The organism is Fictibacillus fluitans (assembly GCF_030418125.1).
Classification (GTDB): domain Bacteria; phylum Bacillota; class Bacilli; order Bacillales; family Fictibacillaceae; genus Fictibacillus_C; species Fictibacillus_C fluitans.
This window is the reverse complement of the sequence record NZ_JAUHTR010000015.1, coordinates 1-16,515: the sequence shown is the minus strand read 5'-3', so window position 1 is coordinate 16,515 and position 16,515 is coordinate 1. Positions and strand designations below refer to the sequence as shown.

Annotated in this window: 14 protein-coding genes; 5 read left to right on the top strand and 9 right to left on the bottom strand. The window is 44.4% G+C overall.

From position 1 onward, the window contains the following. Positions 1 to 128 precede the first annotated feature (128 nt). Positions 129 to 2,588 carry an alpha-amylase family glycosyl hydrolase gene (locus QYB97_RS20325; RefSeq protein ID WP_301167859.1) on the bottom strand — a complete coding sequence of 820 codons (2,460 nt, stop codon included), beginning with the start codon at positions 2,586 to 2,588 and terminating at the stop codon, positions 129 to 131. A 151-nt stretch (positions 2,589 to 2,739) separates the two neighbouring features. Further along, positions 2,740 to 4,149, bottom strand: a complete 1,410-nt coding sequence (locus tag QYB97_RS20320) for an alanine/glycine:cation symporter family protein (protein ID WP_301167935.1) — start codon at positions 4,147 to 4,149, stop codon at positions 2,740 to 2,742. 277 nt (positions 4,150 to 4,426) lie between these two features. On the opposite strand from QYB97_RS20320, the gene QYB97_RS20315 reads away from it, so the two are divergent. Both QYB97_RS20315 and QYB97_RS20310 read left to right on the top strand, forming a co-directional pair. Next, positions 4,427 to 4,885, top strand: coding sequence for an NUDIX hydrolase (locus QYB97_RS20315; RefSeq protein ID WP_301167858.1), 459 nt, complete (start codon positions 4,427 to 4,429; stop codon positions 4,883 to 4,885). 123 nt (positions 4,886 to 5,008) lie between these two features. After that, a complete protein-coding gene (locus QYB97_RS20310) occupies positions 5,009 to 5,149 on the top strand; it encodes a hypothetical protein (protein ID WP_301167857.1) in 141 nt (46 codons plus the stop codon). A 184-nt stretch (positions 5,150 to 5,333) separates the two neighbouring features. On the opposite strand, the gene QYB97_RS20305 is transcribed toward QYB97_RS20310, so the two are convergent. The 5 genes from QYB97_RS20305 to QYB97_RS20285 form a co-directional block, all read right to left on the bottom strand. Continuing rightward, a complete protein-coding gene (locus tag QYB97_RS20305; protein WP_301167856.1) occupies positions 5,334 to 6,719 on the bottom strand; it encodes an aldehyde dehydrogenase in 1,386 nt (461 codons plus the stop codon). A gap of 154 nt (positions 6,720 to 6,873) precedes the next feature. Then, positions 6,874 to 8,712, bottom strand: a complete 1,839-nt coding sequence (locus tag QYB97_RS20300; RefSeq protein WP_301167855.1) for an ABC transporter ATP-binding protein — start codon at positions 8,710 to 8,712, stop codon at positions 6,874 to 6,876. Beyond that, positions 8,693 to 10,432: an ABC transporter ATP-binding protein gene (locus QYB97_RS20295; RefSeq protein WP_301167854.1), complete on the bottom strand. Its 1,740-nt coding sequence runs from the start codon at positions 10,430 to 10,432 to the stop codon at positions 8,693 to 8,695. The genes QYB97_RS20300 and QYB97_RS20295 overlap by 20 nt, the downstream gene beginning before the upstream one ends. A 185-nt stretch (positions 10,433 to 10,617) precedes the next feature. After that, positions 10,618 to 11,292 carry a Na-translocating system protein MpsC family protein gene (locus QYB97_RS20290; protein ID WP_301167853.1) on the bottom strand — a complete coding sequence of 225 codons (675 nt, stop codon included), beginning with the start codon at positions 11,290 to 11,292 and terminating at the stop codon, positions 10,618 to 10,620. A gap of 126 nt (positions 11,293 to 11,418) precedes the next feature. Then, positions 11,419 to 12,114, bottom strand: coding sequence for a Na-translocating system protein MpsC family protein (locus QYB97_RS20285; protein WP_301167852.1), 696 nt, complete (start codon positions 12,112 to 12,114; stop codon positions 11,419 to 11,421). 303 nt (positions 12,115 to 12,417) lie between these two features. On the opposite strand from QYB97_RS20285, the gene QYB97_RS20280 reads away from it, so the two are divergent. The 3 genes from QYB97_RS20280 to QYB97_RS20270 are packed head-to-tail and all read left to right on the top strand — an operon-like array spanning position 12,418 to position 13,436. After that, positions 12,418 to 12,630, top strand: a complete 213-nt coding sequence (locus QYB97_RS20280; protein ID WP_301167851.1) for a YwbE family protein — start codon at positions 12,418 to 12,420, stop codon at positions 12,628 to 12,630. Then, positions 12,627 to 12,983, top strand: coding sequence for an ASCH domain-containing protein (locus tag QYB97_RS20275; RefSeq protein ID WP_301167850.1), 357 nt, complete (start codon positions 12,627 to 12,629; stop codon positions 12,981 to 12,983). Before QYB97_RS20280 ends, QYB97_RS20275 begins: the two co-directional genes overlap by 4 nt. 9 nt (positions 12,984 to 12,992) lie before the next feature. Further along, positions 12,993 to 13,436: a hypothetical protein gene (locus QYB97_RS20270; protein ID WP_301167849.1), complete on the top strand. Its 444-nt coding sequence runs from the start codon at positions 12,993 to 12,995 to the stop codon at positions 13,434 to 13,436. 40 nt (positions 13,437 to 13,476) lie between these two features. On the opposite strand, the gene QYB97_RS20265 is transcribed toward QYB97_RS20270, so the two are convergent. Together QYB97_RS20265 and iadA are read right to left on the bottom strand one after the other, a co-directional pair. Further along, positions 13,477 to 14,838: an aspartate kinase gene (locus tag QYB97_RS20265; RefSeq protein WP_301167848.1), complete on the bottom strand. Its 1,362-nt coding sequence runs from the start codon at positions 14,836 to 14,838 to the stop codon at positions 13,477 to 13,479. A 263-nt stretch (positions 14,839 to 15,101) separates the two neighbouring features. Next, positions 15,102 to 16,274 carry a beta-aspartyl-peptidase gene (iadA, locus tag QYB97_RS20260; protein WP_301167847.1) on the bottom strand — a complete coding sequence of 391 codons (1,173 nt, stop codon included), beginning with the start codon at positions 16,272 to 16,274 and terminating at the stop codon, positions 15,102 to 15,104. Positions 16,275 to 16,515: the final 241 nt, after the last annotated feature.

Below are 16,515 nucleotides of genomic sequence, written 5' to 3'. Positions count from 1 at the left end.
TTATTTTATTACGACAAGAAATGAACTTCCCCTGCCGCCACCCGAAAAAATCGACCTTTTGTGGCAAATATCCCCAAAAGCAAAAAAAGCCGGCCCTCCTAAATTGGAGGATCGGCCTTCATTTCTGGTCAGGAAGCTTTTTTCTTACTGTACTTCTTGCCTTTCACCATTTCGTAGATCTGAACACCGCCTGCTTTGGAAGAAATCTTCAGATCATCTTTCTTTCCTGGGTGTATTACATCTTTCTTGTCCCATACATTTTTCAACACTACTTCATGGCCTTTATCCGAAGACTTTTGCAGCGTGATGTTTTCGGCACTTCCGTTGTTCAGAACAACGAGGAAACGGTCATGTTTGTTGCTTCTTTCATAGACCAGCACTTGATCATCGGAATACCATTCTTTGATTTTGCCTGTACGAAGCGCAGGCTCATCATTTCGGAGCTTGATCAATTTTTTGTAATACTTTTTCAGCTCGAGATTTTGCTTCGCTTTATTCCAAGGCATTGGTTCACGGTAATAGCGGTCCTGATATTCATCGACTGTGGTCTGGTCTTTACTTTGAGAAAGACCGACTTCTGTACCATAGTAAATGATGGGTGCTCCCGGAAGTGTAAACTGTGCCGCTGCTGCTTGCTTCAGTTTGTTTACATCTCCTTTGGACTCGAATAAAAAGCGCGGCATGTCATGATTATCCAGGAAGGTTCCCATCACATACTGAGGATCATAGGTTTCCTGATTCAAACGGATCGCGTCACTAAGCTCTTGCATCGACTGGCCTTTGGCAAATACATCAAGCAATGCAGTCTGCATCGGGAAGTCAAGCGCCCCGTCCAGCTTGCCCGCGTACGTGTTGATTTTTTCCCTGCTGTCCCAAACTTCTCCGTAGATAAAGGCATTCGGCTTCAGCTTTTTCACAGTATGCCTGAAGTCCACCCAGAAGCTGTAGCTCGGCCCTTTGGCGTAGTCAAGGCGGAACCCGTCAAAGCCAAGATCCTTCAGCCAGAACGGCACAACCTTGTTCATCATATAGCTGCGTGTTGCCGGATTATCATTATTCAGTTCAGGCAGTTCAGTGACTCCGTAAAACGTTTTATACTCGTTCGGCCAGTTGGTAAACGTGTACCAGTTATAATACGGGCTTTTGGTTCCATTTTTTGCAGCATCCTTGAAAAACGGGTGCTGATTGGAGGTATGGTTGGGAACGAGGTCATAAACCACCTTCATCCCGTTTTTATGCGCTTCTTTAATAACTTCTTTCATCACCTTGTTGTCTCCGAAGCGTGGGTCGATTTTCAAAAAGTCGGCCGGATGATATCCGTGAAAATACGGACCCTTGAATACAGGTGAAATCCAGATCGCATTTACACCGAGACTCTTAATATAGCTGATTTTCTCTTTTACACCCTGGAGATCCCCGCCCATCCAGTTTTTTAGCTTTTCATCGTATGACAGGTTAGGGTCGACCGGCTCATTGTTCAATGGATTGCCGTCCTTGAAACGGTCGACAAACACATGATAGATTGAGGCATTTTTCGCCCATTGAGGGGATTTGTAGTCATCCACATAATAGGCAAATTCCGTCGCATCTGCAGACAGAATACTGTTCGTGTCTGCAAATTGAGAGCCAGTGCCTTCTGTATCCCAAACGTCAACCTTGTATTTTACCCGTGTATCATTTTTTTGCTTTGAAATGACACCCGTCAGCACTGACTTGTACAGTCCGTTGCCAAGGCTCACCTTGGAGGTTACATACATGGGCGCAAACCGCCCGTTCGTTGCCAATCCGCGTTTGCCCACAGGTGTTGAACCGTCAGTTGTGTAGTATATTCCGCCTTTGTCGATTGGCCCGTAATGTTCCACAGTGGTTTTAACGGTTACCTTATCCTTATGGTCCGGAATAGAGGGTTGATAGTTAAAATCGTGTGTTACACTTTTGGCAACGGGTACGGCGCTCCAGTCTTTCACTGTATCACTGACCGTTTGTCCCGCCTCTGAGAAGGTTGCTTTTCTTGGCTCACTTTTGACTTCTTTATATTTGGCATCCCCGAGAGCATACAGGTAGCTGAACGATTGTCCTGGCTCCCCGGTCAACTGGATGCTGTAGGTCTTGTCCCCGGTCTTTTTCAGACTGGTAAGTGAATAATTGAACTTGTTGAGGCTTGTCCCAATTGTGACATTCGCCCAGTCGGGTGTAGAATTTGGCACGGTGACATTAAGCGTGACTTTCCCCTTGCCTTCCACAAGCTGGATATCTACTTTTCTTTCGTCCTCCGGATGAAAGATAAACACATAGCTGCCTGTCTGCGGCGGTACGAATTCCAGGTTGCTGCCGTCCATCCACTGATCATCTCTTACATACTTAAACTCCAGCTTATTGCCGCCTGTCAGCGGAATGGGGTTGCTCTTCCATGATCCATCCTGCTGAAGGGTCAGCGGATTATTGTCTGTTCCCCAATCAAGCGGAGACAGGCTTCCCCTTACTACTACTTTTTGATAGCTTGCTGCAGCAACTGTTTGTGGAAGCTGCACCAGAATAATCCCTAAAAGAAGCACCAAAGACATCAGAATGCCAAAACTTTTTTTCAACCAAATTCCTCCCTTAATCACATTGTGCAAACGTTTTCATAAACCTTTAGTAAAAGTTTATCTGTCTTGACAGAAATATGCAATGAATCTTTTTTACTATTGATTTCGTCTTTTCCGCAAAAAAAAAACAGGCAATCGCCTGTTTTTTTTATTAAGATACTTGCTCCTTCTCCGGTTCCTTGTACTCCTTTTCCCAATAGTCAGCATTTTTAATGCCAACTTTAAGGGAGTTAAAGACAGGATCCAGACCTTGTTTTTTCTGTTGTTCGTAGTCTTTTAATGCTTTTAGCGCCGGTTTGGCAAGAATTAAAATGGCAATAAGGTTCAGCCACACCATAATTCCCAGACCGGTATCTCCGAGTTTCCAGGCCATAGCCGCTTCCTTGATGGCGCCGTAGAAAGTTGCCGCAAGAAGAACCACTTTCAGCAGCGGAACCGCCCATTTATTTTCGCGGCCGCGGATCAGGTACGTAACGTTCGTTTCTGCAATATAGTAATATGCCATAATGGTTGTAAAAGCAAAAAAGAACAATGAAACAGCAACAAAGCCTGCACCAAATCCTGGGATAACCTGCTCAACCGCAGCCTGTGTAAACCCTGGCCCTGGTTCTACCCCTTTTAAATTATCATAAAGGTAGGTACTATCTGGTCCCTGCGTATTGTACATTCCTGTAAACAGAATCATGAATGCTGTCGCGGAACATACAAGAATCGTATCAATATAGACAGAGAAGGCCTGGACCAATCCTTGTTTAGCAGGATGGGAAACTTCAGCAGCAGCCGCCGGATGGGCACCTGTTCCCTGACCAGCTTCATTGGAATAAATTCCGCGTTTTACTCCCCATTGTACCGCCATACCGACGATTCCGCCGAATACGGAGTCAGCAGCGAATGCACTTTTGAAAATCAATGCAAACACAGAAGGCAGCTCCGTGATATTGATTGCGACGATAATCAATGAAACGGCTACATAGCCAATCGCCATAAATGGAACCACATATTGAGCAACATTTGCAATCCGTTTGACTCCGCCAAAAATAATAATACCCAAAAGAACAATAATAATAAGTCCAGTAATCGATTTATTCATTCCAAACGCATTTTCAATTCCTAACGCGATAGAATTGGACTGCACCCCCGGCATAAGGATCGCCATGGCAAGAACGGCGGCCAGGGCAAATAGTACACCATACCATCTCCAGCCTGTCCCTTTTTCAATATAGAAAGCGGGACCGCCGCGATATTGCCCCTCATGTTTTTCTTTGTAGATTTGGGCAAGAGTCGATTCGATAAAGGCAGTAGACGCTCCAATAAAAGCAATCGCCCACATCCAGAACACCGCTCCGGGACCACCAAATCCGATGGCTGTCGCTGTACCTGCGATATTCCCCGTTCCTACACGGCCGGAAAGCGCAATGGAAAGTGCCTGAAAGGAAGAAACACCAGCAGCAGAGCTTTTCCCCTGAAACATCAGCTTGATCATGTCTTTAAAATGCCTCACCTGCAAAAAGCGCGTGATGATGGAAAACAGCAGGCCGACACCCAAACAGATGTAAATCATCGGCTGGCTCCACAGAATGTTATTGTTCAAAAAATCGATAAACTTCTCCAAACGTATTCCCCCTTATTTATATCGTCTGAATTTTTTACTTATTTAGAATTATAAGTTATGACCTGTACTATGACAATGTCAGAAATGAAATTCTATGCTATAAATAAGCCCTTTGTACCAGGAAGGAAGTAATTGGCAAGGCAAAAACAGTAAAAGGAGTGCAAAAAAGGATTTTAGAAGATTCCGCGGAATCTTAGGAAAGAATACAGAAACGAGGACTGAGAAAATGGGTTATATTATGGAGTTGCGTAAGCTAATCGGAAGCCGCCCAATCATCATGACCGGCGCTTGTGTTCTTTTATTTGATAATAAAGGAGAAATTTTGCTGCAAAAAAGAAAGGACAATGGATGCTGGGGACTTCCCGGCGGGGCACTGGAGCCGGGAGAACAGCTTGAGGAAGCAGCAGCAAGAGAGCTGCTTGAAGAAACTGGATACATTGCTCGTGATCTGAAGATCATGCACATCTTTTCCGGAGAGGAATTCTATTACAAATATCCTCATGGGGATGAGGTTTATAACGTGATAGCTGCCTATGTTTGTGTAAAATATGGAGGTTTATCCCATCCTGACGGGATTGAGGTGGAGGAACTTTCATTCTTTGGACTTCATGAACTTCCTGAAAACCTAAACCCGCCTGATGTTCCGGTCATTGAATATTTTATCGAGAAAAAGCGGCAATGGTAGACCACTGTTTTAGCTTTCTGCAGGCTCTTTTGCCAGTCCAGGACACAACCCGAAAGTTTGTTTTATAACAAGAGGTTGGAGGAATACTATTTTTAAGATGTCCAAGGAAGGAAGTGCACACCAATGGAAGAAGGAAAAGTAAAGAGGCACTGCAGCAGCTGTAATCAGGAAACCATGCACGTGGTGCGGGAAGATGCGCTCGAACTGGAGTACACGTGCACCAATTGTGATCATACAGAAACAGAAGTTAAGACATTCTTTTAAAGGATAAATTCGATATCGATATCGATATCCTTCGATGCCTTTGGAAGCGGTTGATTTTCGTTTCAGGATGCTCGCACCTTTCACTGCAATCAACTGATCAATGAAGGAAACAATAAATCCGTGAAGAAACTTTGAAAACAATCTTTAAAGTTAGAAATGCCGGCATCCTCTGCCGGCTTTTGTTTTATTTCAGCAGTTTTTTGACCAGTTTTAATCCATTTTTTGCGGATGGATAACGAAAGGAGAAGTCAAAGCGGTTCGTTTGTTGCAATACACTTTTGTGGTGGGAAAACGTCTCGAAGCTTGCTTTTCCATGGTAGTTTCCCATTCCGCTTTCACCTACACCACCGAACGGAAGAAATGGCGTGGCAATGTGCATGAGCGTGTCATTGATGCAGCCTCCTCCAAAGGAAATTCTGCCGGTGACTTCGGCAGCTGTGTCCTTATCCTGCGTAAACACGTACAGGGCAAGCGGCTTTGGCCGGGAATGAATCAGCTCAATCGCTTCTTCAAGCGATGTGTATTCCAAAACGGGGAAAATTGGTCCGAAAATTTCTTCCGTCATCAAAGGGGAATCCAGTTTTACACTGTCGAGCAGAGTTGGTGCGATTTTTTGTTTACTGTCATTCCTCTTCCCGCCATAAATGACCGTTCCATCCTTTAGGTAGCCGGACAGCCGGTTGTAGTGCCGTTCATTTACGATTTTTGAATATGCAGGGTTTTCTGTCGGGTCTGAACCATAAAAGGTTTGTATGACTTCCTTCATCGCTTTAATGAGGGGAGCCTTTATTTTTGAGTGGACAAGCAAATAATCGGGGGCGATACAGGTTTGCCCTGCATTCATAAACTTCCCGAATACAATTCTTTTTGCAGCAAGCGGTATGTTGGCATCCTCATGGACAATCACCGGGCTCTTTCCGCCCAGCTCCAGAGTCACTGGCGTCAGATGCCTTGAAGCTGCCTCCATCACCACTTTTCCAACCGCCGGGCTGCCGGTAAAAAAGATATAATCAAAACGTTCTTCAAGAAGGGCCTGGCTTGTTTGCACTCCACCTTCAATAATAGATACATACGACGGAGGATAAAGCTCCTGAAGCAGGTTTGCAAGTATCCCCGATACATTGGGTGTCAGCTCTGAGGGTTTAATGACAGCGGTATTTCCGGCTGCAATCGCGCCGATCAGCGGGGACAATGCAAGCTGGAAAGGATAGTTCCATGGGGCTACAACCAGCACTGCTCCATATGGCTCAGGAATAACATAGCCTTTTGAGCCAACATGGGTTAACGCGGTTTTTACTTTCTTTGGTTTTACCCAGCTTTTCAGGTGCTTAATTGTAAAATTGATTTCTTCATACAGAATTCCGATTTCTGTAGTGTACGATTCAAGTTCTGACTTTCCTAAGTCAAGCGCCAGAGCATCGATTACTTCCTGCTCGTGCCTCTTGATGCCGGTTTTCAGTTTTTTCAGCTGCTCCATCCGAAAAGGCAGTGCCTTTGTTTCCTGTGACGCAAAATAAGTTCTTTGATTTTGTAGTATTTGCTGGATTTCCGCTGCTGACCTTTCTATCATCTTGCTCACCTCATAATTGAACGTTTATAAAACATAATTACAAAGAAACTATAGAGTCTTCCTGCCAAATAATCAACACAGGCTGCTTTTTATTTTTCACAAAAAAATACCTGGCACTTCATTTCTAATCTGAAACAAAGCACCGGGTAACTGTTTAGCCTATTTCCTTTTGCAGCTGGCTGTGATAAAGCTCCGAGTAGAAACCTTTTTCCTTAAGCAGCTGCTGATGCGAGCCTCTTTCCAAAATCCCTCCGTCTTTTAGAACAAGGATTTGATCGGCTTTTTGTATGGTGTTGAGCCTGTGCGCGATGATAAAGCTGGTCTTGCCTTTCATCAGCCGCTGCAGCGCTTCCTGGATCTTCATTTCCGTTATGGTGTCAATGCTGCTGGTTGCTTCGTCGAGTACAAGGATAACCGGGTTGGCAAGAATGGCCCTCGCAATACTGAGCAGCTGCTTCTGCCCCTGGCTGATTCCGCTGCCATCCTGTTCGATGGCCGTATCATAGCCATTGGGAAGTTTCGTAATAAACGAATGAGCATTTGCTTCTTTGGCAGCCTTCACCACCTCTTCATCACGTGCGTCCAGTCGTCCATAGCGGATATTTTCCATAATTGTTCCTTCAAATAAAAACGGATCCTGTAAAACAAATCCCATTTGGGCCCGAAGCGCTTCCCGTTTGATACTTTTAATTTCCCGGCCATCCAGCAGGATGCTTCCACCGTCTGTATCATAAAAGCGGGACAGCAAATTGATGACCGTCGTCTTTCCGGCACCCGTCGGTCCGACGAGGGCGACTGTTTCACCGGGCGCAGCATGAAACGAGATATGGCTGACCGTGTTTCCACCTTCTTCATAGGAGAAGGAAACATCCACAAATTCAATTTCGCCCCTTACTTCTCCGAGTTCCTTATTACCTTCCTCATCCCTTGCTTCTTCCTCTTCGTCCAGAATTTCGAATACCCGCTCGGCGCCTGCTACGGCAGATAAAAGGGTGTTAAATTGGTTGGACAAATCGTTCAGCGGCCGGGTAAACTGGCGGGAATACTCGGCAAAAATCACAATCGTCCCAATAGTAACAACCCCTTTGAGGGCCAGCAGCCCGCCTGCTCCGGCAATTAATGCAAAGCTGATATTATTGAGCACGTTCATCAGCTTGGGAATAAAGCCTGAATAGGTTTGGGCCCAGAAACCCGATTCCTTCAATTTATCATTCTTTTCCAGCAGCTCGGCAATGACCCGGTCTTCCTGTGAGAAGGCTTTAACAATCCGCTGTCCGGAAATGGTCTCTTCTATATAACCGTTCAGTTCTCCCAGGTTTCTTTGCTGCATCTTAAACAGTTTCCCCGTTCGTTTCGTAATCCAGCGCATTCCGAAGAACATGACCGGCACAATGACGAGGGTAATGGCAGTCAGAAGCGGGCTCAGCCAAAGCATGAATCCAATCGTCCCAAACAGTGTCAGCACACTTGAAATAATCTGGATTACCGATGAATTCAGCGTGGAGCTTACATTTTCTATATCATTAATAACCCGGCTCATGATTTCCCCATACTGACGTTTATCAAAAAAAGGGATCGGAAGTCTGTGAAGATGGCGAAACAGCTGGGTTCTCATGGAAAACACTGTATTCTGTGCAATTCCAATCATCCAGTAGTTTTGGAACCAGAGTGATGCTGAGTTTAGAACATAAACACCCAGCAAGCCGGCCAAGAGGCGCAAAAGACCGCTGTTGTCCCGTGTGATGATATAGTTGTCAATCGCCCTCCCGATCATGAATGGTCCAAGGAGTCCGCATACAGAACTGAGCACAACCATCAGCAGAACGAGCCATAGACGGCCCTTTTCCCTGGCAAGATAGCTCCAGATCTGCCGCAGCGTGCCCTGCCAATCCTTTGCTTTTTCTACTTTTTTATTAACCTGGGGTTCCTTTTCCAAGACTTCCTGGACGACTTCCCCTTTATGGCGGAACGGCTCAATCAAATCCTTGAGCATGCTTCAACGTCTCCTCTCCAAACTGGGATTCAAAAATTTCCTGATAAAGCCTTGAACGCAGCAGCAGGTCTTCATGTTTCCCTTCAATTAAAAGCTTTCCATTGTCAATTAACAGAATTTTATCAGCTTCCATGGCTGTGGCGATCTTTTGCGTAATAATCAACAGGGTTGAAGGATAGTGATGGAGGGCCTCCAGCAGCTTCCTTTCTGTTTTTAAATCCAGCGCACTTGTGCTGTCGTCCAGAAGAAGGATTTTCGGATGCCGTACCAATGCCCTGGCGATCGATAAACGCTGTTTTTGGCCACCCGATAGGTTTACTCCTTTTTGCCCCAGCCGGGTACGATACTGCTCTGGCAGTTTGGCAATGGTCTCGGCAATCTGGGCATGCTCTGCTGCCGTTTCAATTTCATCAGGTGTTGCATTTTCTTTGCCCCAGGCAATGTTTTCCGCTACTGTTCCGGTAAATAACAGCGACTCTTGCGGAACAAGACCAATGGCATTTCTCAGAGATTCCAGTTTCATAGAGCTGATATCCGCGCCATCAAGCAGGATCTTTCCTTCCGCTACATCATACAGCCGGGGAATGAGCTGAAACAGCGAAGACTTTCCTGACCCCGTGGCCCCCATCACAGCCACTGTCTGCCCGGTTTCAGCGGTAAAGGAAATATGCTCAAGCACCTTCTTTTCAGTTCCAGGGTAACGGAAAGCCACATCCTGAAATTCGATTTTTCCCTTAATATCAGGAGTGACGATTTCTGAATCCGACCGGTCCACAAGGTCAACTTCCGTATCCAGCACATCCGTGAGCCGGTTGGCTGAAGCCTTTGCACGCGAAAACGCCATGATAATCCAGGAAAAGATGGAGAACGTTGAAGTAATTCTTGTACTGTAATTAATAATCGCCACTAAATCCCCTACCTGCGCACTGCCGGTGCTGATCTGTTCGCTTCCAAACCATAGAACGCACATAATGGCAATGTTCATGACGAGAAGTAAAATCGGATTGGTGGCTTCCATGAGCCGCAATGCGTAAACGGTCTGATCCTTCAGTTTTGTATTGGCATTGGTAAAACGCTTTACCTCATGCCTGCTTCTTAAAAAAGCCTTGATAATGCGGATGCCCGAGAGATTTTCCCGCATCACGCCGTTCACTTTATCAAGATAGCCCTGAACAAACTTGAACAATGTTCCGCCCTTTTTTAAAACCCACAGTAAGAAGACAAACAGATTGGGAACGGCCACTGCCAGAAAAAGCGCCAGTTCGGGATTCACAATAAAGGACATCACCAGTCCGCCCACTACCAATAGAGGCGCACGCAGCATTACCCTGAGACTCATGAAGACAGTATTCTGCAGCTGTGTAACATCATTGGTCATTCTCGTAATAAGGGAAGAAGTTGGAAAAGAATTGAAGTTGGCAAAGGAGAAGGCCTGAATCTTTGTAAAAAGTGTTTTCCGGATATCATATCCATAATTCTGGCTGACATGGGATGCGTAAAACGAATTAATAATGCCGGCAATAAAGGCACAGAGCGAAATGCCGATCATCACGCTCCCCCATAACATAACAACACCGAGATCCTTTTTCATTATTCCGTTATCAATTACTTTCGCAATCAAGAGCGGCTGCAGGAGCTCAACCGCCAGTTCAACGAGCATTAATATCAGGGCTACTGCTATTTGTATTCGGTATGGCTTTAAAATCCGGATTACTTTCAAGGGTGCATCATCCTCCACGTCTTCTATAAAAAGCACAATATGTAAGTTTCACTAGCTTAATCATACATCGCCAACTAAATTTTTGAAATTATTTGAACCTTTTTCAAAAAAATAAAGAGCGGAAAGAAAAACAGTCTTCACTGCCTTCTTTCCACTCATGTATGACTCTTATTCATTTCCGCCTGTTATCTTGGTGAAAAGTAAAAAACAAGGAACCCGGTATCTGTATCAAAATCCCAATCGCAAAAAACATCTGTCAGTTTTTTGCCCAGAATTGGATCGATTCCATCGTTGATAAAAAACTTTTTTTCCAGAGTTCGTTTTGTAACCTTTAATGGCTTTGCATATCCTTTTTGAATCAATTCTTTTTCTATGGTAACGAGGATGCCATCCCTGAGGCAAACCAGTATTCTGTCATTGACCATTCCGGTTACTGTTTGCTCAGGTGTTTTTTGAACCATATGACTAATCTCATTGATTTTCTTCTCTACTTCATCCTTCTTACTGTAAGGGTAATCAAATTGAAGCATTTCCTCTTTATTGACCACACCGGTTATCATCATGGACTGATTTGCTGTATTCCAGTCATAAAAGAACTTTTCATATTCTGTTCCTGTTAAAGCCATGATATAGGCTTGTATTTCCGGAAGAAGGCCTGACAGCATGGTCTCTCGAGTTTCTTCAACCGTAGATTCTTTTCCCTGTTTCAGCAGGGCACTTTCCATTGGCGAGATAAAGTTGCGGATATGAATAAATATGAAAGGGTGCTCAATGGTAACGAAAGCAGATTCTGGCCCTTTACCAAAATTATCTCTTAACAATTTTCCCATGTAACTCGAAATTTGCACTTCTATAGACATATGGCCTAACACCTACATTCTTTTAAGATAAAAGCATCCTTTCTTTTATCCTTGTCCTGACGCATGTGAGCTATTATTTCTAATTCCCCAGTAAGAAATACATAAAACTTCAACTGCTTAATGCCTTTATTTAGACGATAGAGCAATTAATATATAACTTTTGTCCTGCAAGAAGTTCCATTCGACAAAAATATCCGAAATCCGTTTAGCAAGTATCTCTTCTAATCTGGTTATTTTTGCTTCCATCAGGTTCTTTTCCAGTTTCTTTTTTGTCATTAACAGTTCTTTAACAAAACCATCCTCTATCAATGCACTCTCTATTCGCGTAAGGACTCCTTCACGTTTAACCAGGAGCAGCCGGTTTGATAAGAATACGGAAGATATGTTAAGCGGCCTTTTCTGTGCGGTTTCACTGACCTGGTCTACAACATAATTTATCGACTGTACTACTTGATCAGAGCTCCAAAGCGGCTCTGTTCCTGGAATTTCAGCAAGAAGCAATCCGGTTTTCTTATGTAGGTTCCAGTCGCAATAAATTTCTCCCGCAAGCTCCACCCCTGTCATCAAATAAAACTGTTCTCTAATTTCGGGCAGAAGCTCATCCATGATAATGTCACGAGCTTGATGAACAAACGATTCTTTTCCCTTGATCAGCAGATTCTGCTCCATGGGGGAAAGGAAGTTTTTGATTACCACAGCAAAAAACGAAGGGGTGATTGTAACAAAAATTGATTCAGGGCCTTTTCCAAAACGATCCCGGAGCATCTTTCCTATCATACTCCCAAGCTTGATTTGAAGATTGTTTATCTGAGTTTTTTCCATTCTAACCGCCCTTCATTCACAATATTAAAAAAGCCAAATAGAAACAGAGGGTATCTGTTTCTATTTGGCTCAAGTCCAGCTCATCTATGTCTAGTTCATTACCGCCAACTATTTAATTGATTGACTATCTATAAAACATTCAAGTTGTGCAAATCTCCGGATAACAGCGTTCTTTCTCTTATCCATGCTTTATTTTAATATAGAATAGATTTTTTTCAACCTTTTTCTCTTTTTCGGGCGTGATATACTATTATATACAGCAAAAGTTATTAGGAAAAAGGCTGAAGGAAAGGAGCATCCACTATGAATGGCCAAAGCCGCCAAAATATCACTCCAGGTTTGGATGTGTTTATCGTTTTAAAAAAGGATCAAAGAACCGGGAAGCTCACAAGAGGCATAGTAAAAGATATTCTGACCAATTCTGCCCAGCATCCACATGGAATAAAGGTTCGTCTAGAGGATGGACAAGTCGGAAGAGTAAAAGAGATCGTGCAAAATAAGGAGGAACAAAAATGACCAATCAAACGACCGAAAATAACAGCCTGCCGCCAAAAACATGCAGTGTTGAGCGGCTTGTCACACAGCCGCAGGACGTGGAAAAAGTGCTTGCAGGCCAAAAAACAGCAACCCGCCGAAACGGTCGATATGCCGATGTGGGAGAGATTATGGAACTCAAAGGCAAAAAGTTTGTTGTTGAAAACGTTTATTCCCAGTCATTGGGTGAATTAACAGATGAGCATGCACGGCAAGAAGGATTTGAAGATGTAGAAGGCTATAAAAATTCCATTCTGTCGATTCATCCCGGAATGCCATGGCTTCCTCATATGAAGGTATGGGTTCATGAATTCAAAGCAGTGGAAGAGGAATAACAGGATTAAATGAACCTGACGTATCCCTTTTTGCTATATCTTCATATATTCAGTGTCATCCTGTCTGTCGGTCCCTTTTTCATACTTCTGCCCTTACTGAAAAAACTCAGGGTGGCCGGCCCCGGCCATGAGGAAGCATATCTGGATACCTTTAAGGCTGCCGTCCGGCTGGCAAAGCATGCGGGTCACATACTCGTGGTTACCGGCGTACTCCTTGTGTGGATCACAAAACGGTCCTGGACCACCTCCTGGCTGCTCACTACCATTGTTATCTTAATTTGTTCACTGTATTTTCTGGCACGGGCCTTTTCTCCCACGATCCGAAGGTTTAAAGACCCGGAGGAACAGCGGGCGGAACTTACATCCAAGCTGAAAAGAACGATTTGGATTTATCTGGCGCTGATGCTCTCCATGCTTTGGTTCATGGTAGCCAAGCCCCAGCTTTGGACATAAAAAAGAACAAAACGCTCCTGTTTTGTTCTTTTTTAATCTATTAAATTGTTACTCCCGCAAAAAATTCTTCATACATCGCCTGCACCGCTTTTCTTTCATCCCCGGCTTTTACACCAAACATCATGCTGACCTCTGATGATCCCTGGTTGATCATCTCAATGTTAACCCCGGCTCTTGCCAATGCGGTTGAAGCTCTTGCCGCCGTCCCGACGGACTCTCTCATTCCTTCGCCAACCATCATGATCAGCGCAAGGTCTCTTTGCACCTTCACGTCATCGGCATGAAGTTCTTCTTTAATCCGCTGAACAATTTGTTCTTCGACGGACTCGCTCAGCTGATGCTGCCTTAAAATAATAGAAATATCATCAATCCCTGACGGCATATGTTCAAAAGACAAATGAAAATCCTCAAGAATATTTAAAAGCCGTCGGCCAAATCCGATTTCTCTGTTTAATAAATACTTGCTGACATAGATGCTTGAAAAACCATCATCACTCGCGATTCCGATCACCGGCCCGTTTGTAAGCTTTCGCTCCTTCACAATCATTGTTCCGGGCTTATCAGGCTGGTTTGTATTTTTTACATTAACGGGAATCCCCGCTCTGAAGGCAGGCATAAGCGCTTCATCATGAAACACAGAAAAGCCAGCATATGACAGCTCCCGCATTTCTCTGTACGTAATCTCTGTAATTTCTTTGGGCTGGTGAATGATGTTTGGATTGACCGAATAGACGGCATCCACGTCCGTGAAATTCTCATAAACATCGGCTCTCATCCCGCTGGCCAATATCGAGCCTGTAATGTCCGAGCCGCTGCGGGAGAACGTTACAATTTCTCCTTCCCTATTAAACCCAAAGAAGCCTGGAAAGATCACAATGCCAGAATGTTCTCTCAGCCTGTAAAGAGACTCATAGGTTTCAGGCAAGGGCTGTGCATTTCCCGGTTCATCTGTGACAAGCAGTCCCGCCTCTTTTGGATTGACATACCGTGCATTTACCCCTTTGAACTGAAAATAGGCAGCAATGAGCCTGGCATTATTGTCTTCCCCGCTCGCCTTTATCGCATCCATATATTTTTTTGGGTTGCTGCGGTCACTGTTTAACAGCTTCAGAAGGCTGCTGCGAATGCCTTCCACTGTTTCCCCTGGAAGCTGAAGATCCTGGGCGATGCTTTCATATCTGCCAATAATGGCTTCAAACGACTCGTTGTCTTCTTTACCCTGTAAATAGGAGGCCGCACACTCTATTAAAAGATCCGTCACTTTTGTGTCATCTGTATTCCGTTTTCCTGGTGCTGACACCACCACAGCCTTTCGATTCGGATCGGAAACTACAATTTGAAATACCTTTTCTATCTGTTCCGCACATGATAAAGATGAACCGCCGAACTTTACTACTTTCATTGTTAACATCCCCTACTGTTGGAATTTGTCCGCTGAAATTTAGTTCTTATTATTGCGCGTTTTCGAATAAGATGCAAGAAGTTTTTCCATACAGCATAAACAAATGTCCATACCACAGGAACTACACCGTGGTGTTACTAAGTCATTCCGGGCAATATTCCGTGGAATTTCGATTATTTCCGAGGGAATAATAAAATAGTAAGGGAAATATTAAAGGGTTCTGTCAGTCTTTCCCGACAGAACCCTTTTCTCCTCTCAACATTCTATTGGAAAGTCCCCTTTACAACAGGGATTCCTTTCTTAACCATTACCCTGCCTTTGGCGATAACCGTATCAATTTCCAACGTATCTTTATTCAACAGAACAAGATCGGCATCTTTCTTTTCATGGACATATCCTTTGTTTTTCAGCTTCAATACCTGTGCGGGGTTACACGTAATTACTTTCAATGCATCTTCAAGAGAAACCCCTTCCTTTAACACAGCCTCACGGACTTCTTCAAACAGTGAGGACACTTTCCCAACCTGAAGGCCTTTGAACTCTCCATCATCATTAAATATTGGGAGACTTGCCTGTCCATCCGATGAAAAGGTAATATTCCCAATCGGCACTCCCTGATCGAGCATAATTTTCAATCCCTTACTGCACTTTACTTCTCCTTCTTCGAGAAACCTCGGAATGGTGCTCGTCGTGAAATCGACAAATCCCCCCCGTTTGGCATAACGGATGCCATCATGAAAAAGTTCTTCCGTACGGTTTATATGAGTGGGATGAAAATGCATAATAGGGATATTCGTGTGTTCAATCATTTCCTCAATCGGCTCCAGCCGTGACTCTCCACTTCCGATATGAACCTCCAGAATACCCGCCTTTCCCGTTAATAAGCCGCCATTACGGGCAGCGGTTGCAATTTTGATCAATTCCTCGTATGTCGGCACGGACGAACGATGGTCTGAAATGGCAATTTCACCAACACCGATAATTTTTTCAATAAAGATGATATCCTCTTCTATTTTCCCGGTGATCGTCCGTACGGGAAGCTGATACGAGCCTGAATGAATAAAAGTTGTAATCCCCTCTTCCTCCAGCGCGTGCGCTTTGGCCAGAAGGTTCTGTAATGTTCTTGTCGTTCCGTCTGTGCCAAGCAGCCCGACCATCGTCGTAATTCCTGCTGTAGTCGCATCCGTAAGCATCAGTTCAGGTGTACGTGTCCTGAACCCGCCTTCCCCGCCGCCTCCAGTAATATGGACATGCGAATCAATGAACCCAGGAACGATCAGTTTATCCGTTGCATCGATTTCCTGTATCGGAACAAAGCTCTCCGGAACATCAATCTGTTTCCGGATGTACCCGATCTTGCTGCCCGTGAGAAGAATATCCTTTTGGCCCAGGTGGTTCGGGCTGTAAACTTCACCATTTTTTATTAAAGTAAGCACTTCAACGTTCCCTCCAATTTTTATCAGTTGCTGCTATTGTCTAAAGATATGTGTTCAAACAGCTTGGCATTCATGGCTCCTCGCAACGATATCCTCTTGCTGGCTTCTCCGTATAGCCATGCCTTTTTTGGTCTTATTACTTACTGTTCCCCCTTTTTGGCGTTTTTTTAGCCTTTTCCTTTGTTTTTTATGATTTAGGATATCAAATCCGACAAAAAAAGACCGTGCCTATCGCACGGTC

Coding starts and splice junctions, on each gene's coding strand:
- QYB97_RS20300 (WP_301167855.1), bottom strand. CDS start 8,712: ATGCTCAAGGATTTGATTGAGCCGTTCCGCCATAAAGGGGAAGTCGTC.
- QYB97_RS20270 (WP_301167849.1), top strand. CDS start 12,993: ATGAACCTGACGTATCCCTTTTTGCTATATCTTCATATATTCAGTGTC.
- QYB97_RS20305 (WP_301167856.1), bottom strand. CDS start 6,719: ATGATAGAAAGGTCAGCAGCGGAAATCCAGCAAATACTACAAAATCAA.
- QYB97_RS20285 (WP_301167852.1), bottom strand. CDS start 12,114: ATGGAAAAAACTCAGATAAACAATCTTCAAATCAAGCTTGGGAGTATG.
- QYB97_RS20320 (WP_301167935.1), bottom strand. CDS start 4,149: ATGATTTACATCTGTTTGGGTGTCGGCCTGCTGTTTTCCATCATCACG.
- QYB97_RS20265 (WP_301167848.1), bottom strand. CDS start 14,838: ATGAAAGTAGTAAAGTTCGGCGGTTCATCTTTATCATGTGCGGAACAG.
- QYB97_RS20290 (WP_301167853.1), bottom strand. CDS start 11,292: ATGTCTATAGAAGTGCAAATTTCGAGTTACATGGGAAAATTGTTAAGA.
- QYB97_RS20280 (WP_301167851.1), top strand. CDS start 12,418: ATGAATGGCCAAAGCCGCCAAAATATCACTCCAGGTTTGGATGTGTTT.
- QYB97_RS20310 (WP_301167857.1), top strand. CDS start 5,009: ATGGAAGAAGGAAAAGTAAAGAGGCACTGCAGCAGCTGTAATCAGGAA.
- QYB97_RS20275 (WP_301167850.1), top strand. CDS start 12,627: ATGACCAATCAAACGACCGAAAATAACAGCCTGCCGCCAAAAACATGC.
- QYB97_RS20315 (WP_301167858.1), top strand. CDS start 4,427: ATGGGTTATATTATGGAGTTGCGTAAGCTAATCGGAAGCCGCCCAATC.